This is a genomic window from Stenotrophomonas sp. 62841_Sma, from assembly GCF_056482945.1.
In genome coordinates this window covers 4,299,107-4,320,447 of sequence record NZ_CM151224.1, presented here as the reverse complement: position 1 = coordinate 4,320,447, position 21,341 = coordinate 4,299,107, and the positions used below count along the sequence as shown (strand labels likewise).

General features: G+C 66.8%; 17 protein-coding genes. 11 read left to right on the top strand and 6 right to left on the bottom strand.

Going from position 1 to position 21,341, the window contains the following annotated elements; translation table 11 throughout:
• Positions 1–131: 131 nt before the first annotated feature.
• Positions 132–2,669, top strand: a complete 2,538-nt coding sequence (locus ACZK5G_RS20115; protein ID WP_478464551.1) for a methyl-accepting chemotaxis protein — start codon at positions 132–134, stop codon at positions 2,667–2,669.
• A gap of 78 nt (positions 2,670–2,747) precedes the next feature.
• Here ACZK5G_RS20115 and ACZK5G_RS20110 read toward each other — a convergent pair whose 3' ends face one another.
• The 5 genes from ACZK5G_RS20110 to ACZK5G_RS20090 all read right to left on the bottom strand — a co-directional run bounded on the left by ACZK5G_RS20110 (position 2,748) and on the right by ACZK5G_RS20090 (position 11,015).
• Entirely contained in the window at positions 2,748–5,270 is a 2,523-nt protein-coding gene (locus tag ACZK5G_RS20110) for a PepSY domain-containing protein (RefSeq protein WP_478464550.1), read from the bottom strand.
• Positions 5,271–5,879: 609 nt separating this feature from the next.
• Positions 5,880–6,443 carry a TlpA family protein disulfide reductase gene (locus ACZK5G_RS20105; protein WP_107433205.1) on the bottom strand — a complete coding sequence of 188 codons (564 nt, stop codon included), beginning with the start codon at positions 6,441–6,443 and terminating at the stop codon, positions 5,880–5,882.
• Complete coding sequence (locus ACZK5G_RS20100) at positions 6,440–8,821, bottom strand: protein-disulfide reductase DsbD family protein (RefSeq protein ID WP_478464548.1); 2,382 nt, start codon at positions 8,819–8,821, stop codon at positions 6,440–6,442. The genes ACZK5G_RS20105 and ACZK5G_RS20100 overlap by 4 nt, the downstream gene beginning before the upstream one ends.
• A complete protein-coding gene (cutA, locus tag ACZK5G_RS20095; RefSeq protein WP_478464547.1) occupies positions 8,818–9,156 on the bottom strand; it encodes a divalent-cation tolerance protein CutA in 339 nt (112 codons plus the stop codon). Before cutA ends, ACZK5G_RS20100 begins: the two co-directional genes overlap by 4 nt.
• A gap of 68 nt (positions 9,157–9,224) precedes the next feature.
• Positions 9,225–11,015: an endonuclease gene (locus tag ACZK5G_RS20090; protein WP_478464546.1), complete on the bottom strand. Its 1,791-nt coding sequence runs from the start codon at positions 11,013–11,015 to the stop codon at positions 9,225–9,227.
• A 357-nt stretch (positions 11,016–11,372) separates the two neighbouring features.
• Between ACZK5G_RS20090 and ACZK5G_RS20085 the strand changes: the two genes are divergently transcribed.
• Positions 11,373–11,660, top strand: coding sequence for a co-chaperone GroES (locus ACZK5G_RS20085; RefSeq protein WP_006396661.1), 288 nt, complete (start codon positions 11,373–11,375; stop codon positions 11,658–11,660).
• 81 nt (positions 11,661–11,741) lie between these two features.
• Complete coding sequence (groL, locus tag ACZK5G_RS20080) at positions 11,742–13,391, top strand: chaperonin GroEL (RefSeq protein WP_014038666.1); 1,650 nt, start codon at positions 11,742–11,744, stop codon at positions 13,389–13,391.
• An 88-nt stretch (positions 13,392–13,479) separates the two neighbouring features.
• Here the strand turns inward: groL and ACZK5G_RS20075 are convergent, their stop codons facing one another.
• Entirely contained in the window at positions 13,480–14,403 is a 924-nt protein-coding gene (locus ACZK5G_RS20075; RefSeq protein ID WP_478464545.1) for a LysR substrate-binding domain-containing protein, read from the bottom strand.
• 246 nt (positions 14,404–14,649) lie between these two features.
• Between ACZK5G_RS20075 and ACZK5G_RS20070 the strand changes: the two genes are divergently transcribed.
• From ACZK5G_RS20070 to ACZK5G_RS20035, 8 genes are all read left to right on the top strand, one after another.
• Complete coding sequence (locus ACZK5G_RS20070) at positions 14,650–15,285, top strand: glutathione S-transferase family protein (protein ID WP_478464543.1); 636 nt, start codon at positions 14,650–14,652, stop codon at positions 15,283–15,285.
• A gap of 13 nt (positions 15,286–15,298) precedes the next feature.
• Positions 15,299–16,327, top strand: a complete 1,029-nt coding sequence (locus ACZK5G_RS20065; protein ID WP_478464541.1) for an LLM class oxidoreductase — start codon at positions 15,299–15,301, stop codon at positions 16,325–16,327.
• Positions 16,328–16,382: 55 nt separating this feature from the next.
• On the top strand, positions 16,383–16,883 hold the full coding sequence (locus ACZK5G_RS20060; RefSeq protein WP_121504282.1) for a MarR family winged helix-turn-helix transcriptional regulator: 501 nt from the start codon (positions 16,383–16,385) through the stop codon (positions 16,881–16,883).
• A complete protein-coding gene (locus tag ACZK5G_RS20055; RefSeq protein ID WP_478464539.1) occupies positions 16,880–17,620 on the top strand; it encodes a DNA alkylation repair protein in 741 nt (246 codons plus the stop codon). The genes ACZK5G_RS20060 and ACZK5G_RS20055 overlap by 4 nt, the downstream gene beginning before the upstream one ends.
• Positions 17,621–17,675: 55 nt before the next feature.
• Positions 17,676–18,014: a DUF6616 family protein gene (locus ACZK5G_RS20050; protein ID WP_049400985.1), complete on the top strand. Its 339-nt coding sequence runs from the start codon at positions 17,676–17,678 to the stop codon at positions 18,012–18,014.
• A 112-nt stretch (positions 18,015–18,126) separates the two neighbouring features.
• Positions 18,127–18,384 carry a hypothetical protein gene (locus ACZK5G_RS20045; protein WP_005411217.1) on the top strand — a complete coding sequence of 86 codons (258 nt, stop codon included), beginning with the start codon at positions 18,127–18,129 and terminating at the stop codon, positions 18,382–18,384.
• Between the two features lie 295 nt (positions 18,385–18,679).
• Positions 18,680–19,753: a 3-deoxy-7-phosphoheptulonate synthase gene (locus tag ACZK5G_RS20040; RefSeq protein ID WP_049449006.1), complete on the top strand. Its 1,074-nt coding sequence runs from the start codon at positions 18,680–18,682 to the stop codon at positions 19,751–19,753.
• Between the two features lie 955 nt (positions 19,754–20,708).
• Complete coding sequence (locus tag ACZK5G_RS20035; RefSeq protein WP_121504288.1) at positions 20,709–21,245, top strand: type II TA system antitoxin MqsA family protein; 537 nt, start codon at positions 20,709–20,711, stop codon at positions 21,243–21,245.
• Positions 21,246–21,341: the final 96 nt, after the last annotated feature.

The following is a 21,341-nucleotide window of genomic DNA, read 5'->3' as shown; positions in this document are numbered from 1 at the left end:
TGTCATGCCCCCGTCGCCTGCACCCGGTACAAAGACCGCGTCCGCCAGTGACGGGGGACGCAGACGAAAAAAGGCCTAAAGTTGCCCTGAATCCGGCCGATACAGGTGCGTCTTTCCGCCTGGAGTCTGTCATGTCGGCCGTTGTCCCCCACCTCCGGTCCCTGCGCACGCGTCTTGCCACGTTGCGCTCGGCGTCCCCCGGCCTGCTGCTGTGGCTGCAACCACACCGGCTCAGCGTGGCCAACAAGCTCAAGGCGACCCTGTGGGTCTGTGGCCTGGGGCTGGTGGCGATCGCCGCTGTCTACGCCTGGACTGGCCATGCCAACGCCCTGGCCGCGCGCAGCCAGGCCAGCTACCAGCGCGGCAGCGATCTGGCTGCCAGCCTGTCCACGCGGGTGGCCGAAGCGCGCCGCCTGCAGACCCAGTATGCACGCAGTTTCGATGATGCTGACCGCAGCCAGTTGCTGGCAACACAGAAGGCCCTGCAGGCTGACCTGCAGGCGCTTCGCGCGATGCCGATGGACGCCGGCCGGCGCATGGCGCTGCAGGTGCTGACCGAATCGGCCGACGCGTTCTCGCAGGGTGTCGCCGCCCTGTTCGAACGGGTCGACGAGATGGGCCGCGGTGAGGCCGGCCTCGCTGCACAGCTGCAGCAGGCCGCCGAAACCCTGCAGGCGCAGGTGGATGCGCTGCAGCGGCCGTCGCTGGCGCTGTCCCTGCAGAAGATGCGAAGGCAGGAGGCCCTGCTGCTGCTTGACGGTGATTCCACCCACGCCGACCGCGCCAGCGAGGAAAAGCTGCCGTTCGACCTCGCGCTGGCGGGCCTGCCCGCGGATGCGCAGGACGCCCTGCGCACCGGGATGGAGGGCTATCAAGGCGCCCTGCTGGGGTATACCGCGGCCCGCGTCGGCCTGGATGTGGAAGCGCAGTCGCTGCTGGATACCGCCGCGGGCGTAGCGCCGGCGCTTGCCGCTTTCCAGCAGGCGCAGGTGGCAGCGCTGGCCAAGGTGCAGGCGCGCCAGCAGGTCGGCGCGCGCACGATGAGCGTGCTGTTCGCACTGACCCTGCTGCTGGTGGCCGGCGTGCTGATCACCAGCCTGGTGCTGGTGCTGCGTGCGGTGCGCCAGCCGATCCAGGACACCCTGCGTTTCGCCAGCGACATCGCCGACGACCGCCTCGACACCACTCTGCGCGTCTACAACGCCAACGATGAGATCGGCCAGCTGGCCCGACGCCTGGTCGACATGCAGCAGCGCCTGCGCGCGCGCATCGAGACCGAACGTGCTGTGGCGCGCGGCAACACCCGCGTGCGCCAGGCGCTGGACAGTGCGCAGACCGGGCTGATGGTGGTCGATGCCGAAGGCCTGGTGGCGTACGCCAATCCGGCGCTGCTGGAGCAGTTTGAACTCCAGGTTGAAGATCTGGTGGGGAGCGATGCGGTGCGCCTGCATCCGGCACTGGTAAGCCTGGCCGGCGTGCGACAACGCGAAGAACGCGAGATCGGCCATTCCGGTGTGCGCTATCAGCTGGTCGTCAATCCCATTGTCGACGAGGGGCATTTCCTCGGCGTGGCGGTGGAATGGCGCAGTCGCGCGCTGGAAACCCTGCTGGAAACCGAAGTGGCAGCCCTGGTCGACGCGGCCGCGCACGGTGACCTGCACGGTCGCATCGCGCTGGAGGGGAAGCAGGGCTTTGTGCGTACGTTGTCGACCAGCATCAATCGCCTGTTGACCACCTTCGAGACCAACCTTGGCGATCTGCAGGCGCTTCTGGCCGCGCTGGCCCGAGGTGACCTCAGCGTGCGCATGGAAGGTGAACTGCAGGGCGTGTTCGCGCGCATGCGCGATGATGCCAACGCCACCGTCGCGCAACTGGGCCGCATCGTCACCCGCATCCAGCAGGCCACGTCCAGCCTCGACACCGGTGTTGGTGAGATCGTCGCCGGTCACCATGATCTGTCGCAGCGTACCGAACAGCAGGCGGCCAACCTGGAAGAGACGGCAGCGTCGATGCACGAGCTGACCGACACTGTTGGCCGCAATGCCGATGCCGCGGGCCGTGCGGATGCGCTGGTCAAGGGCGCGGCGGCAGTGGCCCAGCGTGGCGGCGAGGCGGTCGGCCAGGTGGTGGCAACCATGCATGGCATCAGCGAAGCCTCACGGCGGATCGGTGACATCACCCAGCTGATTGATGGCATCGCCTTCCAGACCAACATTCTCGCGCTCAACGCAGCAGTGGAAGCGGCGCGTGCCGGAGAGCAGGGCCGCAGCTTCGCCGTCGTGGCTGCCGAAGTGCGCCTGCTGGCTCAGAGCAGCGCGGAGGCGGCCAAGCAGATCAAGGGATTGATCGAGGATTCGGTGGCGCGTGTGGGCCAGGGCAACCAGCAGGCCGAACAGGCCGGCACCACGATGGGCGAGATTGTCGGCAGCGTGCAGCAGCTGGCGGATCTGCTGGCCGGAATCCGCAGCGCGTCGCAGGACCAGCATGCCGGCATCGCCCAGGTGAACCAGACCATCGTGCAGATGGAGGCCAGTACCCAGCGCAACGCCAGTCTGGTGGAAGAGGCGGGGGCCTCGACCGCGCAGATGCAGGCGCAGGTGCATGCCCTGGCAGAAGCCGTGGGCGCGTTCCGTCTGCAGTCGATGCCACAGGCGCGCGCTGCGGCCTGATCCCGCTCCGGTAGTGCCGGCCGCTGGCCGGCACCGTCGATGATCCTGCCGGCCAGCGGCCGGCACTACCCTTTTGGCTCAGTACACGTCGCGCCGGTAGCGCCCGGTCTCCAGCAGCGTTTCCACAACCTCATCGCCCAGCGCAGCGCGCAGCACCTGGTCCACGCCTTCGGCCATGCCCTGCAGCGAGCCGCAGACATGAATCACCGCGCCACGCTGCATCCATTCGCGCAGCGCATCGGTGGCGGCATGCAGGCAATCCTGCACGTAACCACCTTCGCCATCGCGCGAGAACGCCAGGTCCACCCGCGCGAGATGGCCATCGGCCTGCCACGCTTCGATCTCGTCGGCGAACAGGAAGTCGTGCGCGCGCTGGCGCTCACCGAACAGCAGCCAGTGCCCGTGTTCGCCTGCATGGGCAGCTTCGCGCAACAAGCTGCGCAGACCCGCGATGCCGGTGCCATTGCCGATCAGCACCATCGGCACACCGCCAATGCGATGGAAACCGGGGTTGCGATGCACACGGGCCACGATGCTGGCACCGACCGGGGCATGCAGCGCCAGCCAGCCCGAGCCCAGCCCGGCTCGACCCGACAGGTCATGCACCAGGCGCACCACCAGTTCCACCACTTCATCACTCGTGGAGGAGGCGATGGAGTATTCGCGTCCGGGCAGCGTTGGCAATCCGGACAGCCACAGGCAGGCATCCTGCACCGTCAGCGCGGCGTCGGCCTCGGGCAGCTCGCGTTCACTGGCCAGCGCCAGCAGGGTGCGTGGGTGGCCGTCCACCAGCAGCGGCTGCAGCGGATCCAACCCCTGTGCCTTCAACACGGCGCTGGCGTGCCGTGCGTTGTGCCGGGGCGCGATATGCAGGATGTCGCCCGCCTGCCACTGCACGTCGGCCGGTGGCGCAAGACGGATGCGCCAGATGGCACCACCGATGCTGCCCGGATTGAGCCGGTCGCGGCCGAGCAGCCGCCACTCATGCATCTGCGTGGCCGCCGGCAGCACGCTGTCATCGGTGACGATGCCGGTCAGCGCGCCCAGCTGCAGCTGCCATTGGCGCAAGGCCGCTACCGAGGCGGCATCGACTTCGATGCGGTCGAACAACGGGCGCGCGCCGTTGCCGAGCAGCCAGCCATCAACCTGGCGACCGAAGCCGCAGTAGTGCGGGTACTGTCGGTCACCCAGCGCCAGCAGTCCAAACTGAAGGCCTGACAGGTCGAGTGTCTGTGCCATCAGCCGTCGTGCAGCGCCTCGCGCCGCATCCGGTGGCTCGCCGTCGCCGAAGGTGCTCAGTACCCACAGCACCTGCGCGGTGCGTGCCAGCTGCGCGGCATCGACGCGGGCCAGTGGCAGCACCTGCACCGCATGACCGGACGCCTGCAGCTGCGCGGCGGCGCGCCATGCCAGTTGTTCTCCCAGTCCACTCTGACTGGCATGCACCACCAGCCACGGCGTACCACCGCCATCGGCAGGCGTTGCTGGCAGCGACTGGCGCAGGTCACGCGCGGCGCGCTGGCTGCGGCGGCGGTCCAGGTAGAGCATCCAGCCGGTGATGAAGAACAGGCTCATGCCCAGGCTGCTGAGCATCACCACGACACGCCCGGGCACGCCGAAGTAGCTGCCCGAGTGCAGCGCGAACACGCTGGTGGCCAGCTGCGCGCCGGCGCCCTGGCGCGCATAGGGGCGGGCATCGAGCGTGGCCCCCGTGCCTGGGTCCAGCTGCAGCAGATCATGCGCGCGGTCATGCTGGCCGCCGCGCTGCGACGGATCACCGGCCATCACCCGCACGTTCAGTGCCTGCCCCGGCTTCTCCGGCAGGCGCAGGTCGATGTAGCCGGTGCGCACGCCGGGCAGTGCGTACAGCGTGGCTTCGATGCGTTCCAGGTTCAGGGCGGCGTCGGTGGCGACCTTGTGCTTGGCGGCCGGTGCGACGCCCAGCAGGGTGTTGGCGGCACTGCGATACCAGTCGAACGACCACCACAGGCCGGTCAGCGCACTCATCAGGTAGATCAGCAGCACCCAGGTGCCGACCACCGAGTGCAGGCTCCACAGGAAGCCACGGCCGCTGCGTTTCCATTCCACCGCCAGCCAGCTGCGCCAGTGCCACCAGCGCCGCGGCCAGCGCAGGTAGAGCCCGGACAGGGTGAAGAACAGCAGCGCGATGGCACAACTGCCGGTGATCCATTTGCCGCGCTCGCCGGCGGCGAGGTGGCGATGCAGATCCTCGACGAAATCGAAGAACGCCTGCCCGCGCAGGGCGCTGAAGCGCTCGCCGGTGTACGGATCGAAGTAGACCCAGTGTTTCTTGCCGCCGGCGAAGCGCGCCACCGAGGGCCGTTGCCCGGTGGCATCCACGCGCAGGCGTTGCAGGGGGCGATCACTGCCGGCCTGCAGCAGCGGCACCAGTTCGCTGAGTTCAAGCGGAAGCTGGCCGTCGGCATGGTGCTCGGCGATCTCGGCGAAGCCGGGATTGGCCGCCCGCAGCAGTTCATCCTCGAAGGACAGCACGGCGCCGCTGAGGCCCATCACGGCCAGTACGGCACCGGCGGTGATGCCCAGCAGCCAGTGCAGTTGGAACAGGACGTTCTTGAACATCGAAGGAGGAGGGCCTGGAAGGCTGCCGCCCGCATCCTGCGCAACAGCAAATGAGAATTAGTCGCGGAATTCTCCGTGGCGCCCCGGCTGCGGTCAAGCAGGGGATATCGGCCGGGCGGCGCCCGGCACCCGCGGTAGTGCCGGCCGCTGGCCGGCAACCTCAGAAGCAACAGCCGAAGCAACAGCGGGTTTCCTGTGAGGAGGCGGGGTGGGTCCGGTTGCGGGGGACGGCGTGAATACGTCCATGTAGCCTCGGTCGCGCCATCCATGGCGCTCACGCCCCCTCAACCGGACCCACCCCGCCTTCGACAGATTTCCGCGATCTGTTGGAAATGCTCTTGGGGATCTGACCCCAGAATTTCATTCGATATCTGACGGATGTGTCGACCAAGGTCGACACCTACCGAAAAGCACCGGGAATCTGTCGGGGGTGGGGCGGTGTGGGGCTGCAGGACCGTTGGCGCCATGGATGGCGCCATCGAGCCCCCATGGACGGGTTTACGGCGTGTCCTGCAGCCTCACACCGCCCCGCCCAATTCTCAGCACTGCAGGGCCGCTTTGGCTGTTGCTGTGGCCTCGGCAGGTGCAGGGCGCAGCCCTGCCGAACCCTCACTTCACCCAGCTGTCGATCTCGCCGTGGGCGAACGGTCCCAGCTTCGCCTTCACCAGCCGGCCCTGTGCATCGAACAGCACGCTGTAGGGCAGCAGGCCCTGCGTATTGCCCAGCTGCACGCTGGCATCGCGTGGCCCGGGTGTCTCGATCACGATCGGGTAATCCACCGGTACCCGCTGCAGGAAACCGCGCACGTCTTCCGGCGTATCCAGCGCCAGGCCAAGAACCTGCACACCGTTGTCGCCCTGGGTGTGGGCAAAGCGCGCCAGTTCAGGCATTTCTTCAACGCAGGGCGCGCACCAGCTGGCCCAGACATTGATCAACAGCGGGCGGCCGGTAGCGTGCTGGCGCAGGTCCAGCGGTCGGCCTTCAAGATCGGGCAGCGACAGCGCGGGCAGGCTGTCGCCGACCTGCAGGGCGGGTGCCACCGCCGCCACCGCAGGCGCCGCTGGCATGGCCTCAGGCGCAGCCGGCGCGGGAGCCAATCGATGCCCGGCCCACAGGCCGAGGCCGGCGGCCAGCACCGCTGTCCACAGCAGCGCTGGCCGTTGCCATTTCATCGTGCGGTGCGCAGCAGCGCTTCCTCGACCACCGCCTGGGTCAGCAGGGTCGGCAGCACGGTCGGCGGTGCGCCGGGGCCGTACACCACGTACAGCGGCACGCCCACGGCCTTGTGCTCTTCCAGGAACGTGGTGATCTGCGGATCGACGTTGGTGTAGTCACCGCGCATGTACACCGCGTTGGTGCGCTTGAGCAGTTCCTTGAACTCTGGGCGCGACAGCACGGCGCGCTCGTTGGCCTTGCAGCTCACGCACCAGTCGGCGGTCATGTTCACGAACACCACGCGGTTGTCGGCGCGCAGGCGATCCAGCAGCTGCGGCGAGTATTCGACCACGTTGTCAGTGGCCGCCTGTGCGGCACGCGCCGGCGCTGCCAGCTGGGTCACGCCCCAGGCCGGAACCAGTGCACCGATCGCCAGCAGCACGCCGAGCAGGGTGACGGCGCGCGAGCCGGTCCAGCGGTTGCGTTCAAACAGCCACAGACCGAAGGCCAGCAGCAGCAGGCCACCCAGCACCAGCGCCATGCCGTCCACGCCGCGCTGCTTGCCCAGCACCCACAGCAGCCACAGCACGGTGGCATACATCGGGAAGGCCAGCACGTGCTTGAGCGTTTCCATCCACGGGCCCGGCTTGGGCAGGCGGCGCGCCAGTGCCGGCACGAAGCCGATCAGCAGGAACGGCAGCGCCAGGCCCAGGCCGAGGAACAGGAACACGGTCATCGCCTTCAGCGGCGGGGCAATGAACGCGTAGGCAATCGCGCCGCCCATGAACGGGCCGACGCAGGCACTGCCGACCACGCAGGCCAGCGCACCGGTGAAGAAATCACCGGCCGGGCCACTGCGGCTGGCCAGCGACTGGCCGAGGTTGCCGATGCCGCCGCCCAGTGTGAACACGCCGGACAGGCTCAGGCCCACCGCGAACATGATGTAGGCCAGCGCCGCCACCACGCCCGGGTGCTGCAGCTGGAAGCCGATGCCGACGGCGTTGCCGATCGCGCGCAGGCCAACCATCAACGCACCGATCACCGCGAACGCGACCAGTACGCCCAGCGTGTACCAGAGGGCATGGCTGCGCGCGCGCTGCGGGCTTTCGCCACTCTGCGCCAGGCTCAGGACCTTCAGCGACAGGATCGGCAGCACGCAGGGCATCAGGTTCAGTACCAGGCCACCGGCCAGCGCCAGCAGCAGGACCCATACGAACGAACGGTCCGGATTCGGCGTGGTCACCGGCGGTCGCGTGCGCAGCGCGTTGTCACCCTGTGCATCGGCGGCGAACTCACGGCTGGCGGTGCCGTCACCTGCAGCAGGGGTCGTTGCATCCGTATTGGGCACGGTTGGCAGCAGGCGCAGCGGTGCGCCGTTGGCGGCTTCGCGTGGTGCGCCGTTGGCAGCGGGCAGCGGGCTGATCACCTCATTGCGCGGTGGCGCCTGGTCGGCACTGCTGCTGACCTTGCCGGCCGGAATGGACAGCTTCACCCGGCGGGTCATCGGCGGGTAGCAGATGCCATCGGTCTGGCAACCCTGGAAGGTCACCACCAGAGTGCTGTCGACCGCATCGGCGATGGAGCGGCGCAGCGGCAGCGGCACTTCCACCTGGTTGAAGTACACCGAGACATCGCCGAAGTGTTCGTCGCGATGCGACTGTGCGGCAGGCCAGCGCAGCTTGTCGGCCAGCACCCCGGTGCTGCCGTCCAGCTTCACCGAAGTGCGGTCGCGATACAGGTAGTAGCCCGGCGCCGGGCTGAAGCGCAGCAGCAGGGTATTGCCGTCGCTGGCGATGGCGTCGAAGCCGAACGCCTGCTCCGACGGCAGCGGCAGCGCCTGGCTGTTGCTGGCCGCGCCCGGCAGGCGCAGGCCACCGCTGTTGCCGGCACCGGCCAGCGGGTTGTTGAACGGGCTTGCCGCACCGGCACGCGCGGCAGGCACCGCGGCCGCCGCACCGGCGCCCGGCAGGGTGACCTGCACCACGCGCTTCTGCGGCGGGTAGCAGACACCGGCATCGGCGCAGCCCTGGTAACGCACTTCCAGGCTGATGGTGCCGGCGGCGTCGGTCGGCGTGCCGGGCAGGGTGGCCTGCAGGCGTTCGCGATAGGTTTCGACTTCGCCGAAGAAATCGTCGTGGTGCTTGTCGCCCTTGGGCATCTGCAGCGCGCCGGCATTGAAGGCCGGGTCGGCCTTGACGCTGGTGCGGTGGCGATACAGGTAATAGCCCGGTGCGATCTTGAACTGCAGTTGCACCTGGCCCCGTTCGGGGGCGCTGGCGGTCAGCGCGAACGCCTGGTCCACCGGCAGCAGGTCCTTCTCATCCAGCGCGAAGGCCGGCAGCGAGAGCCACAACAGGGCGCACAAGGCGGCGCCGCGCGCAAACAGAGTCTTCAATCAGTGTCCTCCCGGGTCTGTGCCCGGATCCAGTCCAGATACGCCGGCAGGCCGGCCCGGGTTTCGACCGCAATGCACTCCGGGAGTTCATACGGATGCAGTTCGACGATCCGGGCAATCGCGTCATCGACGCGACTCGCGGTGGTTTTCACCAGCAGCTGCAGCTCGGCGTCGGTGGTCACCTCGCCCTGCCAGCGGTAGGTCGACTGCGCGCTATCGAGGCGGGTCACGCACGCGGCCAGGCGCTCGCCGACCAGCGCGTGCGCGATGCGCTCGGCACTGGCCCGGTCCGGGCAGGTGGTCAACAGCAGCAGGACGGGATCGATGGTCGACATGACCGTCGAGTATAGGGCCGCCGCCGGGTCAGGGCCCGGCGGCGGCAGTGGACCGCTGCGTTGCGCGGTCAGTTGGCCAGCTGGCAGGAGGTCGGCTTGGCCGAGGTGAACAGGCCAGGGGTCGCCCACTCGGGGTGGTCGATGAACGGGTTGCGGTTGCCCTGGAAGCTGTAGATCACGTCGTTGCGGGCACGCTCGGCATCATCCGGCGGATCGGACAGGTGCCAGTCGATCAGCGTCGAGAGCAGGCCCATGTAGGCCGGCGAACTGCTGGTCTTGACGATCCTGCTGCGGTCGTCGGTCAGCTCCAGGTCCGGCTCGGACTGGCCGGTGGCCGCATCCTTGCCGCCCTCGTAGCGGATCGCCATGTACATCACCGCACGCGCCATGTCGCCCTTGCGCTTGCCCCACACCTCGAAGGTACCGGTGTTGCCGTCCGGCGTGCGCACCCAGTTGGAGTTGCCCGGGTAGCCGCCGCTGCCGCCGCCCTGGCCGTTGTTGGCCTCGGTGGCGCGTTCGCCGCAGTTGGCGTCGCACTTGCCGAACGGCTTGTTGCCACGGTCGGCGTTCCACTGCGCGTCGGTCAGGTACAGCATGTGGGTGTCGGTGTACGGCGCGTACGGCAGGCCCTTGTCGCCGGTGGTGCTGGCAAAGCCCAGCGAGTTCGGCCAGGTGTGCTCGCGGTTGTACTTCAGGCCGCCGCCGCTGCCGGCGCGGTCGGTCACCTTGGCGTAGCTGCGGTTGCGGTACGCATCCAGGATCCTGCCGCTGTTGTTCGGATCCTCGTCGGCGATTTCCAGGATGGTCCAGGTGCTGGTGCCCGAGCCGCTGTACGGGTAGGCGGTGTGGCCCTTGATGGTGGCGTGCAGCGAGCAGCGCAGCTGGCTGGGGCTGCTGGTATTGACCTTGGAGTAGTAACCGGCCGGCACGCCCGGGTTGCCCGGGTCCGGATTGCCGCCGGTGCTGGCCACGGTGAAGGCGATGCGGCTGTCGGCGGCGGGGTGCGCCCCCTGCAGGTCGGTGATGCGTGCGGCGCGGATGTCGAAGCGGCAGGCTTCACCGGCCACCAGCGCGGTGTTGGTGGACAGCTTCACGCTGCGGCCGCTGGCCGGGTAGGTCAGCGGCACGCTGCCGGAGGTGCCGCAGCTCAGGGCGAAGGCGCCACTGGCCAGGTTCACCGTCTCGCTGAACACCACTTCCAGGTCGGCGGCGGCCGGGAAGGTGCTGCTGCCCTGCGCCGGGGTGGTGGTGGACACCGACGGCGGCGTGTTCGGGCCCGGGGTGCCACCCCCGCTGAAGGTCTGGCCGTTGTTGCAGCTGCCAAACGTCTGCTTGGCCGATTCGGCCCAGGTGAAGTGGGCGTACTGGCTGCCGCTGCCGGTCAGCTGCAGCGAGGTGCCCGGGGCCGTGCTGTTGGTCTCGGCCACCGGAATGTTCTGGCTGGTCATGCCGGCGGCAGGGCCACCGGAGGCGGTGATGGCGCCCTCGTAGCTGAGGAACTGGACCACCTTGCCGCTGGCATCGACCAGGGCGATGCCGTCGTTCGGGCCGTTCTGCAGGCCGTTGGTCGGGTAGCTGACCACGGCCAGGGTGGCGCTGCCGCAACCCGCGGCGGTGCCGGCCGGGACCGGATTGTTGGCGTAGACCGTGGCGGCCGAAGGATTGCTGCCGTTGTAGAGATAGAGGCGGTAGCCGGACAGGTCCTCGCCCGCGGTAGCGACCACTTCGATGGCTTCGCCGACGTCACCGGCGGCGGTGCTGTCGTCGTAGTGCAGTTCGTTGATGAAGACCTCGGCCTGGGCCGGCGCGGCGGCCAGCGCCAGCAGGCAGGCGGCGGCAAGCGGGGACAGCAATCGCATCGACTACTCCTTGTGATTGGGAATGCGCGGCCGAGCCTAAGGCCGATCCAGTGACACTTTGTCGTAAATGAACGTCAGATATCTGACAGTGCGACGCGAGTCACCAAAAGTCGAGGATTCCAGAGACAGGGTTGCCGCGTTGCACCGGCATCCAGGCCTTCACATGGGCGCAGATCGAGTGGGCCCGGGGCAGTGAAATTTTTTCCGCGAGCGGCCTTGAAAGGTCCGGGGCCAGCTCCATCTCTGTCCTGCTCCCGATTCATCGGGCTTTTTCGCGAGCAATGCTGGCAGTCACCTGGGGTGAGTGCTAACATCGCCAGACTTTTTCAGACCAATCAATAACTTAAGAGGTCTCTCATGAGCATCAAGCCGCTGCACGACCGCGTTGTGGTCAAGCCGATCGAAGCCGACGAAATCTCCGCCGGTGGCATCGTCATTCCGGATTCGGCCAAGGAAAAGTCCACCAAGGGTGAAGTCGTGGCCGTCGGCCCGGGCAAGCCGCTGGACAACGGCAGCGTGCGCGCGCCGTCGCTGAAGGTCGGCGACAAGGTCATCTACGGCCAGTACGCCGGCAGCTCGTACAAGAGCGAAGGCGTCGAGTACAAGGTCCTGCGCGAAGACGACGTGCTCGCCGTCATCGGCTGAGCCTCGGCGCGACCTGTTTCAACCTGATCCCCAAATCCCAGCCGCCGGGCATCGTCCGGCGCTACCAATGAGGTAATTGCAATGGCTGCCAAGGATATTCGTTTCGGTGAAGACGCCCGTTCGCGCATGGTGCGCGGCGTCAACGTTCTCGCCAATGCCGTCAAGGCCACCCTGGGCCCGAAGGGCCGCAACGTCGTGCTGGAAAAGAGCTTCGGCGCACCGACCATCACCAAGGACGGCGTCTCCGTCGCCAAGGAAATCGAACTGGCTGACAAGTTCGAGAACATGGGTGCGCAGATGGTGAAGGAAGTTGCTTCCCGCACCAACGACGACGCTGGCGACGGCACCACCACCGCCACCGTGCTGGCCCAGGCCCTGATCCGCGAAGGCGCCAAGGCCGTGGCCGCCGGCATGAACCCGATGGACCTCAAGCGTGGTATCGACAAGGCCGTCGTGGCCGCCGTTGCCGAGCTGAAGACCATCTCCAAGCCGACCGCCGACGACAAGGCGATTGCCCAGGTCGGTACCATCTCGGCCAACTCGGACGAGTCGATCGGCCAGATCATCGCTGACGCGATGAAGGAAGTCGGCAAGGAAGGCGTGATCACCGTTGAAGAAGGCTCGGGCCTGGACAACGAGCTGGACGTGGTCAAGGGCATGCAGTTCGACCGCGGCTACCTGTCCCCGTACTTCATCAACAACCAGCAGTCGCAGACCGCTGACCTGGATGACCCGTTCATCCTGCTGCACGACAAGAAGATCTCCAACGTCCGTGACCTGCTGCCGGTGCTGGAAGGCGTCGCCAAGGCCGGCAAGCCGCTGCTGATCGTGGCCGAAGAAGTCGAAGGCGAAGCGCTGGCGACCCTGGTGGTCAACACCATCCGTGGCATCGTCAAGGTCGTGGCCGTCAAGGCACCGGGCTTCGGCGACCGTCGCAAGGCGATGCTGGAAGACATGGCCGTGCTGACCGGCGGCACCGTGATCTCCGAAGAAGTGGGCCTGTCGCTGGAAAAGGCCACCATCAAGGACCTGGGCCGCGCCAAGAAGGTGCAGGTCTCCAAGGAGAACACCACCATCATCGATGGCGTGGGTGACAAGGCTGCCGTCGACGCACGCGTCGGCCAGATCAAGACCCAGATCCAGGACACCTCCTCGGATTACGACCGCGAGAAGCTGCAGGAACGCGTGGCCAAGCTGGCCGGTGGCGTTGCCGTGATCAAGGTCGGTGCTTCGACCGAAATCGAAATGAAGGAAAAGAAGGATCGCGTCGACGACGCCCTGCACGCTACCCGTGCAGCCGTTGAAGAAGGCGTGGTCCCGGGCGGCGGCGTGGCCCTGGTCCGTGCGGTCACCGCACTGGCCGGCCTGAAGGGTGCCAACGAAGACCAGAACCACGGCATCCAGATCGCCCTGCGCGCGATGGAAGCCCCGCTGCGCGAAATCGTGGCCAACGCCGGTGAAGAACCGTCGGTCATCATCAACAAGGTCAAGGAAGGCACCGGCAGCTTCGGCTACAACGCCGCCACCGGCGAGTTCGGCGACATGCTGCAGTTCGGCATCCTGGACCCGACCAAGGTGACCCGTTCGGCGCTGCAGAACGCGGCCTCGATCGCTGGCCTGATGATCACTACCGAAGCCATGGTTGCCGAAGCTCCGAAGAAGGACGAGCCGGCCATGGGTGGCGCCGGTGGCATGGGCGGCATGGGTGGCATGGGCGGCATGGACTTCTAAGTCCCCGCATTTGCCCCGCAATGAAAAACCCCGCCGCAAGGCGGGGTTTTTTTGTGGCCGGCTGCAATGGCATCGCTTTTCGAGCGGCTTATCCTGCGTCCTGCAGGGTGTGTGTGCCTGCTTCCTGCGGCGTCATCAGTGCTGCATGCAACCAGGTCATGAAAGCAGGTATCGCCGCGTTGGCCTCGCCGTCCGCACGCGTCACCGCGTAGTAGGCGAAGGCCTGTGGCCAGGGCTGGTCGATCACCACCTGCAGCCGGCCATTGGCGAGTTCTTCGGCCGCGTGGATGTCGCGCACCAGGGCGATGCCTTGCCCGGCCACCGCCGCGCGGATCAGCAACAGGTCGTCATCGAACGCAGGGCCGCGCTCCAGTCGTTCATCGCCGGGCAGATCCAGTGCCTGGAACCACAGCCGCCAGTCGCTGCGGTCGGCGTCCTGCAGCAGCGGCAGCTGCAGGCAATCCTGCACTGTACCCACGGCAGGCGCGCTGGCCAGCAGCGCAGGGCTGGCAACCGGCAGCAGTACCGGCGCCAGAAGATGCTCGGCATGCAGGCCAGGGTAGCGGCCCAGTCCATGACGGATCGCGATGTCCACGCCGTCGCGGCGCAGGTCGACCAACGCCGCGCTCGAGTCCAGCTGAACGTCCACCTGCGGATGCAACGCACTGAACCCGCCCAGTCGCGGCGCCAACCACTGTGCGGCGAAGCTCGGTGCCGCGCTGATGCGTAGCGTGCACCGCGTTTCCCAGCGTTCGAGTGTCTGCAGGCTCTGTGCGATCTGGTCGAAGGCCTGCAGCAGCTCCGGATACACACGCGCGCCGGCTGCACTGAGCACCACGCCATGCCGGGTGCGGTCGAACAGGCTCACGCCCAGCCGCTCCTGCAGCTGTCGAAGCTGCTGGCTGATTGCACCAGGTGTCACCCCCATCGCATCGGCGGCGGCGGTCAGGCTGCCATGTCGGCCGGTTTCAACGAAGGCCCGCAGGCCCAGCAGCGGCAGCACCGCACCCATCTCAACTCTCCTGTAACCGCGTCGGCACGCGCCGCGCTGCGACAGCATATCGACCGCACTGCAGGCTGTCGCGCGCGCGTCGCGCACGTTGAGCCCCGCTCAACTCCCCGTGCAGAAGACATCGTTTCCCCGCGACGCAGGCCTTTCCTAGACTGCCTGCACGGCTGCTGCAGCGCCCGTTCCCGCATCGCCCGGCCACCTTCAACGGCCGATGCATGCCGTCGCTCCCTGCCGTCCAGGATTCCCATGAACGAACCTTCGCTGCACCTGTACTCCGACAGTTCTCCCAATGGCTTCAAGGCCACCATCGCACTGGAAGAACTGGGTCTTCCCTATCGCCTTCACCACGTCCACATCGCCGATGGCGAACATCGCCATCCCGACTTCCTGCGGCTCAACCCGCATGGCCGCATTCCCGTGCTGGAAGATCGCGCGCGCGGCATCGTTGTCTTCGAATCGGCGGCGATCCTGATGTACCTGGCCGAACAGGGCAATGCGTTGCTGCCTTCCGAACCGGCTGCACGCTGGGAGACGCTGACCTGGCTGATGTTCCATGCCGCCAGCGTCGGCCCGATCCTCGGCCAGCGCGTGCATTTCGAGCACTTCGCACAACAGCCCGATTCCGCGGCAATCGAACGCTACCGCCGCCTGAGCGACGAGCTGTTCGGCGTACTCGACCAGCGCCTGCAGGGACGCGAGTGGTTGGCTGGCGATCACTACTCGATTGCCGACATCGCCCACTTCGGCTGGCTGTACATCGCCCGCATCATCGACATCGATTTGTCGCGGCATCGCCATCTGGATGCGTGGTACGCACGGGTTGCCGCACGCCCTGCGGTACAGCGCGGCGTGCAGCTGCCCGAGCCGGCCACCGGACCGTAAGGAGGCGACGCATATGAACGATTCCATTGCAGTGCCGGGCGCGTCGGCGCCGGTCTTTGCCACGCACCCGGGCTACCAGCGCATGTTCCGCGCCGACGCGCTGACCCTGGGCATCTACCTGCCGCTGCGCTTCTACCAGGGCGACATGGCCGTGCTGCAGGGCCAGGCGCGGCTGGTGGAGGAGATCGACCGCCACGACTTTGCCGCGGTATGGGTGCGCGACGTGCCGCTGTTCGATCCGCTGTTCGGTGATGCAGGCCAGCTGTTCGATCCATTCACCTACCTTGCGTGGCTGGCAGCGCGCACGCAGCGCGTGGCCCTGGCCACCGGCAGCGTGGTGCTGCCACTGCGCCATCCGATCGATCTGGCCAAGGCCTCGGCGTCGCTCGATCAGCTGTCCGGTGGGCGGCTGGTGATGGGTGTGGCGTCCGGTGATCGACCGCTGGAGTTCCCGGCCTATGGACTGGAGCACGCGGCGCGCGGAGAGCGTTTCGCCACCGCAATGAACGAGATGCGCCGTTGGCTGCAGCCGGGCACGGATGGGCGGATGACACATGCCGGTGCCGAGCAGGGCGTGCAGTTGCTGCCGCCCACGGTCAGTGGCCGCGTTCCGCTGATCGTCACCGGTGGCGCACGCCAGCCACTGGAATGGATCGGCCAGCATGCCGATGGCTGGCTGACCTACCCAGAGGCCACCCATGACAACGCTGGTCCGCAGCGGCTGGCCGCGAAGATCGGCGCTTGGCGCGCGCTGATTCTGGACGGCGGCTTCCGTCCGCACATGACCAACGAATGGATCGACCTGGTGGACGATCCGGATCATCCACGCATGCCGTTGCGGGGTGGCTTCACCCTGCGCACCGGCCGCAAGGGCCTGATCGATCTGCTGCAGGCCTGGCAGCGGGCCGGCGTCAACCATGCCGCACTGGGGATCCAGTTCGCCGAGCGGCCTGCCGGCGAGGTGCTGCAGGAGCTGGCCGAGGAGGTACTGCCGCTGTTCCCGTCGCATCCGGGGCCGGCGGCGAAGGTGATGGACTGGTAGCCACGCCGAAGGGGATGGCATATGATTAGGCGCCTAATCATATGCTCATCACGAGATGATCGAAGCCAAGCACCATGCCCTGATGGATGAGGCGCAGCGACGCGGCCACGCCAACGTCGCGCAGCTGCGCCTGTGCTTCCAGCTGCTGTCGTTGTCGTCGTCCATCGACCACGATTGCGCCACCCGGCTGGCGCCACACGGGCTCAGTGAGGGTCGCTTCATCGTGCTGTTCCTGCTGCATGGGGCCGGTGGCACGCTACCGCCCCACGAGCTGGCCGAACGCGCAGGCGTCACCCGCGCCACCATCAGCGGCCTGCTCGATGGCCTGCAGCGCGAAGAACTGCTGCAGCGTCGCAGCGATGCTGAGGATGGCCGTCGCCTGCAGATCGTATTGACCGCACGGGGAAAACGCTTGGCCGAGACACTGTTTGACCAGCACACACAGTGGATCGGTGGCCTGTTCAATGGTCTGGATACCGATGAACAGCAGCAGCTGTCGCGGTTGCTGCACAAGGTCTGGCAGCACACCGATGCTGGACGAGAGTCTGCAGCATGAGCCCGGCGATTGCGGCGCAACGCCTGCATGAACTCAACACCGGTCGCGTTGCCACCACCCATCTGGCCGAATGCCTGGCAGTGGATTTCGCCGCGTTGCTGCAGGTGGTGGCGCCTGCGCTTGCACCGGAAGCGCTGCAACGCATGCGGGATGCCTCAGGCAAGGGCATCACGCTGCGCATGGCCTTGGCCGCGCAACTGCTGCGTGAGGCGGGGCAGGGTGCGCCTGAGTTCTGGCAGGATCACAGCTCCGATACCGTGCGTGGCTGGGCCTGCTATCTGGTCGGCAGCGATGCCCGCGCAACGTTGGCAGAGAAGCTGCAGCAGATGCGCACGCTGGCCGATGACCCACACTTCGGTGTGCGCGAATGGGCGTGGCTGGCGCTACGCACGGACATCGTTGCCGCGCCGATGCAGGCGCTTGAGTACCTGCAACCCTGGACACAGGAAACATCGCCGTGCCTGCGCCGCTTTGCCTGTGAAGCGCTGCGCCCACGCGGTGTCTGGGCCACGCATATCGCACTGTTCAAGCAGCATCCGGAACTTGCGTTACCCATGTTGGAAGCACTGGCTGACGACCCGGAGCGCTATGTGCAGGATTCGGTCGGCAACTGGCTCAATGACGCCGGCAAGACTCAGCCGCAGTGGCTGCGCGAGCTGTGCACGCGTTGGCAGCACGAGCGCCACAGCGACGCCAACGCCTACATCCGCAAACGCGCACTGCGCTCGTTCCGGTAGTGCCGGCCGCTGGCCGGCAACCGCGCAACCTCGTAAACCTCAAGGACGAACCACCATGTCGCACACCTTCATCGAGCTCTACACCGCCACACCTGCCTGGACCGCACTCCCGCCCGAGCAGCGGAATGCCTTCTTCGCCCGTATTGGCGCCGGCATGCAGCAGTTCGATCCAGCCCGCATCACGCCGCTGGCGATGGGCCGCATTGCCACGGACGTACCGCACGGCAGCGATGAGCAGTTCTATGCGGTCTGGCGCTGTGCAAGCCGCGAGGAGGTCGATGCGCTGGTGGCCGGCATCGCCGCGACCGGCTGGCATGCGTACTTCACCACCACCCATGCGGTAGGCGCGATGGACAGCATGGCCCAGCACCTGGCCGACCTGGCCGCCCTGTAGCGGGGCGGCAGACGCCGGCAGATCCCGGGCCTCGGCATGGGAGGCACATGCGCCTGTCACCCAGACACGGTAAACAGTGCATTGCCCATGTCCATCCGCAGGGAAGTCGATCATGCAGAGCACGCTCCAGGTCACGCTGTTCGGCCCTCTTGGCGACAGCCCGGCGTTGCAGTTGCCGGGCCTGGAGGGGCCGTCGGTGGCCATCCAGGAATCGGCCCTGCGGCGGTTGGTTTCCGACCTCTACACCGCGCGTTCCCTGCTCAACCCCGAGCAGCTGGACGAAGCCAGGCAGGAGCTGGACCGCGTGCTGGAGCGCTGGGCCGACATCCATGAGGGCCTGCTGCTGGATGTGGAAGTGCATGGTAAATGAGCAACTTCGCGTGGCTGCCGCCGCGTAGGCATGGCTGGTGCGCACCTCGCTGAACCGCGTCCCCAGTTGCGGATGAAACATTTTGCACTGCGCAAAAGCTGTGTTATCAATAGATCCCATGAACGCAGCCGCCGCCCGCTTTTACTGGTATTACTTTCCGAAGCCACTGGCGGAGGAAGGACTGCGCTCACCCTGAAGAAAGCTTCAGACGCATTCCCGAAAGCCGCCAGCGAACCTGGCGGCTTTTTTCATGCCGCCACGCTGGGGACCCCCAACGTTCCGGAGATCTCCCGCAATGCCCCCGCACACCGACGACCTGCGTATCCGCACCATCGAACCGCTGACACCGCCTGCCCAGCTGCTGGCGATGCTGCCCTGTGACGATGAAGCCTCCGACACCGTCAGCGCCTCGCGCGCGGCCCTGCACCAGATCCTGCATGGCCGTGACGACCGCCTGGCGGTGGTGGTTGGCCCGTGCTCGATCCACGACCCGAAGGCCGCCATCGAGTACGCCCAGCGCCTGAAGCCGCTGCGTGACGCGCTGGCCGGAGAACTTGAAATCGTCATGCGCGTGTACTTCGAGAAGCCGCGCACCACGGTGGGCTGGAAGGGCCTGATCAACGACCCGGACCTGGACGGCAGCTTCAGGATCGACAAGGGCCTGCGCATCGCCCGCGGCCTGCTGCGCGACATCAACAAACTCGGCCTGCCGGCCGGTGTCGAATTCCTCGACGTGATCTCGCCGCAGTACATCGCCGACCTGGTGGCATGGGGCGCGATCGGCGCACGCACCACCGAAAGCCAGGTGCATCGCGAGCTGGCCTCGGGGCTGTCGTGCCCGGTCGGCTTCAAGAACGGCACCGATGGCAACGTGAAGATTGCGGCCGATGCCGTGGGTGCGGCATCCAACCCGCATCACTTCCTGTCGGTCACCAAGCAGGGTGGCACCGCCATCGTGTCGACCACCGGCAACCCGGACTGCCATGTGATCCTGCGCGGCGGCAAGCAGCCGAACTACGACGCCGGCAGTGTCGCCGAGGCCTGCCAGGTGCTGGCCAAGGCCAAGCTGCCGACGCGCCTGATGATCGACGCCAGCCATGCCAACAGCCTGAAGAACCCGGAGAACCAGCCGAAGGTGATCGACGACATCGCCGTTCAGCTGGAAGACGGCGAACAGCGCATCGTTGGCGTGATGATCGAGAGCCATCTGGTCGGTGGCCGCCAGGAACTGGTGGAAGGCCAGCCGCTGGTCTATGGGCAGAGCATCACCGATGGCTGCATCGACTGGGACACCACCGTGACGGTGCTGGAGCGACTGGCTGCGGCCGTGCGCGCCCGTCGCGACGTGAAGGTATCCGAAGCAGCTTGATGGAAGCCGCCTGAGTGCGGCACGTGTGTGGATGGCGGCCAGCGCCTGCGGGGGTGCGGCCGCGATCAGGGCCGGTCGGAGTTGGAGACCGGCCCATCTGCACCGGCGATGCGCCTGGCGCTGCGCATGAGCGACAGCGCCAGGTACATCGCCGGGGTGGCAGTAGATCCACGCCATGCGTGGACGATTCGCCGTCCCCGGCAATGACGGCTACGACCCGCTGGAGGCCACATCAGCGCCGCCAGCGCGCTTCAGGCTACTGATGAGCCTGCTTCTGGCAGATATCCATCAGAACCATACTTCACTGATTTCGCTGAAAAATTTCCGCGCAGCAGGCGGGCCTTGCGTTTGTCACGCCTGGCCTGCCGCAAACGCCCATTCCGACCGTTCCGCCTATGGCTCACGGTTGTCCTTCCGGGAGTCGCCAACCCACGGCGGCAGAAGCGGAAGGCAAGTCATGGACTTGACGAAATTTATCACGGTGATAAATTGAGGCCCGAGCTGTGGAGGGTCGATCCGGCGCAGTTGCCGCAGCCAACGGAATGCGGCAGGTCGCGCCGAACGATCAATGTTCGCGGATCTCCCTTGATTGATCTGTTGGCTTTGCAGGAATGCGTGCGCACAGGCGGGTTGCAGCCTGACGATGTCTGGGTGGCTACCCGCAAAGCACAGAGAGATCTGGAAAACCTTCGCTGGACGCTGGGCGACCTTCTGGACTGTCTGCTGTGCCTGCAAGCGGAGGACCATAGGGGATCAGAGTGGTGCAGGGACCAGTTGGGCACCTGGCATCCATGTGACGCCTACGCAGTTCGCTATGACGATGTGCAGAAGTGCCGGATGAACCGATCCGACATCAACTATTACCTGAAATTTTCTGTTGGCCGGTGTGGAACGTTGCGGCTCGTATTTCTCAGCTGCCATCTGTAGAGCATCATGCGTTTCATTGGAGCGCGCCATGAACAAAGCCACGTCCCGACTCTGTCCCGCCTGCGAGCAGGCACCGCTGGTGGCATCCACACGCGAACGGCACTTCACTCCGCGCGGCAATCCTGTGGTCGTCGAACTGCTGGCGATGGAGTGCCCCGCATGCGGCGCTACGGCAACCAGCGCCGCACAGCAGATCGAGAACCTGAGACGACTTGCCGCACGGCGCGCCCACTACGGCGGGCTGCTGCTGGGCGAGGATGTGTTGGCGTTCCGGCGCCGCTACGGCTTGACCCAGCGCGCAGCGGCCACGCTGTTTGGAAAAGGCGCGATCGCGTTTTCCCGCTACGAGAACGAGACGACCTATCCCGACGATGCCACAACCATGCTGCTGTCGTTGGCTATGGAGAAGCCCGAGGTCGTGCGCTGGCTTGCCGAGCGCACCGGCACGGCGGTCCCGCTGCTGGACAGGCTGCAGGACGTTGCAACCAAGCCTCCCCGGCGTGTGTCGCGGGCCCATCGGGTTGCACCCGGTACGCCAACTGGTCCAGTCCGCGCAGTGCGTTGATTCGACTCTACTCAATGTCCGCCGTAGATCCACGCCACGCGTGGATACCGCTCTTCTGTAGCGTCGAGCCATGATCGACTTGCGCGAGAAGCGCGT

Bases quoted from the DNA above. Each gene is read 5' to 3' on its own strand.
- ACZK5G_RS20115 (WP_478464551.1), top strand. From the start codon at position 132: ATGTCGGCCGTTGTCCCCCACCTCCGGTCCCTGCGCACGCGTCTTGCC.
- ACZK5G_RS20110 (WP_478464550.1), bottom strand. From the start codon at position 5,270: ATGTTCAAGAACGTCCTGTTCCAACTGCACTGGCTGCTGGGCATCACC.
- ACZK5G_RS20105 (WP_107433205.1), bottom strand. From the start codon at position 6,443: ATGAAATGGCAACGGCCAGCGCTGCTGTGGACAGCGGTGCTGGCCGCC.
- cutA (WP_478464547.1), bottom strand. From the start codon at position 9,156: ATGTCGACCATCGATCCCGTCCTGCTGCTGTTGACCACCTGCCCGGAC.
- ACZK5G_RS20090 (WP_478464546.1), bottom strand. From the start codon at position 11,015: ATGCGATTGCTGTCCCCGCTTGCCGCCGCCTGCCTGCTGGCGCTGGCC.
- ACZK5G_RS20085 (WP_006396661.1), top strand. From the start codon at position 11,373: ATGAGCATCAAGCCGCTGCACGACCGCGTTGTGGTCAAGCCGATCGAA.
- groL (WP_014038666.1), top strand. From the start codon at position 11,742: ATGGCTGCCAAGGATATTCGTTTCGGTGAAGACGCCCGTTCGCGCATG.
- ACZK5G_RS20075 (WP_478464545.1), bottom strand. From the start codon at position 14,403: ATGGGTGCGGTGCTGCCGCTGCTGGGCCTGCGGGCCTTCGTTGAAACC.
- ACZK5G_RS20070 (WP_478464543.1), top strand. From the start codon at position 14,650: ATGAACGAACCTTCGCTGCACCTGTACTCCGACAGTTCTCCCAATGGC.
- ACZK5G_RS20065 (WP_478464541.1), top strand. From the start codon at position 15,299: ATGAACGATTCCATTGCAGTGCCGGGCGCGTCGGCGCCGGTCTTTGCC.
- ACZK5G_RS20060 (WP_121504282.1), top strand. From the start codon at position 16,383: ATGATCGAAGCCAAGCACCATGCCCTGATGGATGAGGCGCAGCGACGC.
- ACZK5G_RS20055 (WP_478464539.1), top strand. From the start codon at position 16,880: ATGAGCCCGGCGATTGCGGCGCAACGCCTGCATGAACTCAACACCGGT.
- ACZK5G_RS20050 (WP_049400985.1), top strand. From the start codon at position 17,676: ATGTCGCACACCTTCATCGAGCTCTACACCGCCACACCTGCCTGGACC.
- ACZK5G_RS20045 (WP_005411217.1), top strand. From the start codon at position 18,127: ATGCAGAGCACGCTCCAGGTCACGCTGTTCGGCCCTCTTGGCGACAGC.
- ACZK5G_RS20040 (WP_049449006.1), top strand. From the start codon at position 18,680: ATGCCCCCGCACACCGACGACCTGCGTATCCGCACCATCGAACCGCTG.
- ACZK5G_RS20035 (WP_121504288.1), top strand. From the start codon at position 20,709: ATGAACAAAGCCACGTCCCGACTCTGTCCCGCCTGCGAGCAGGCACCG.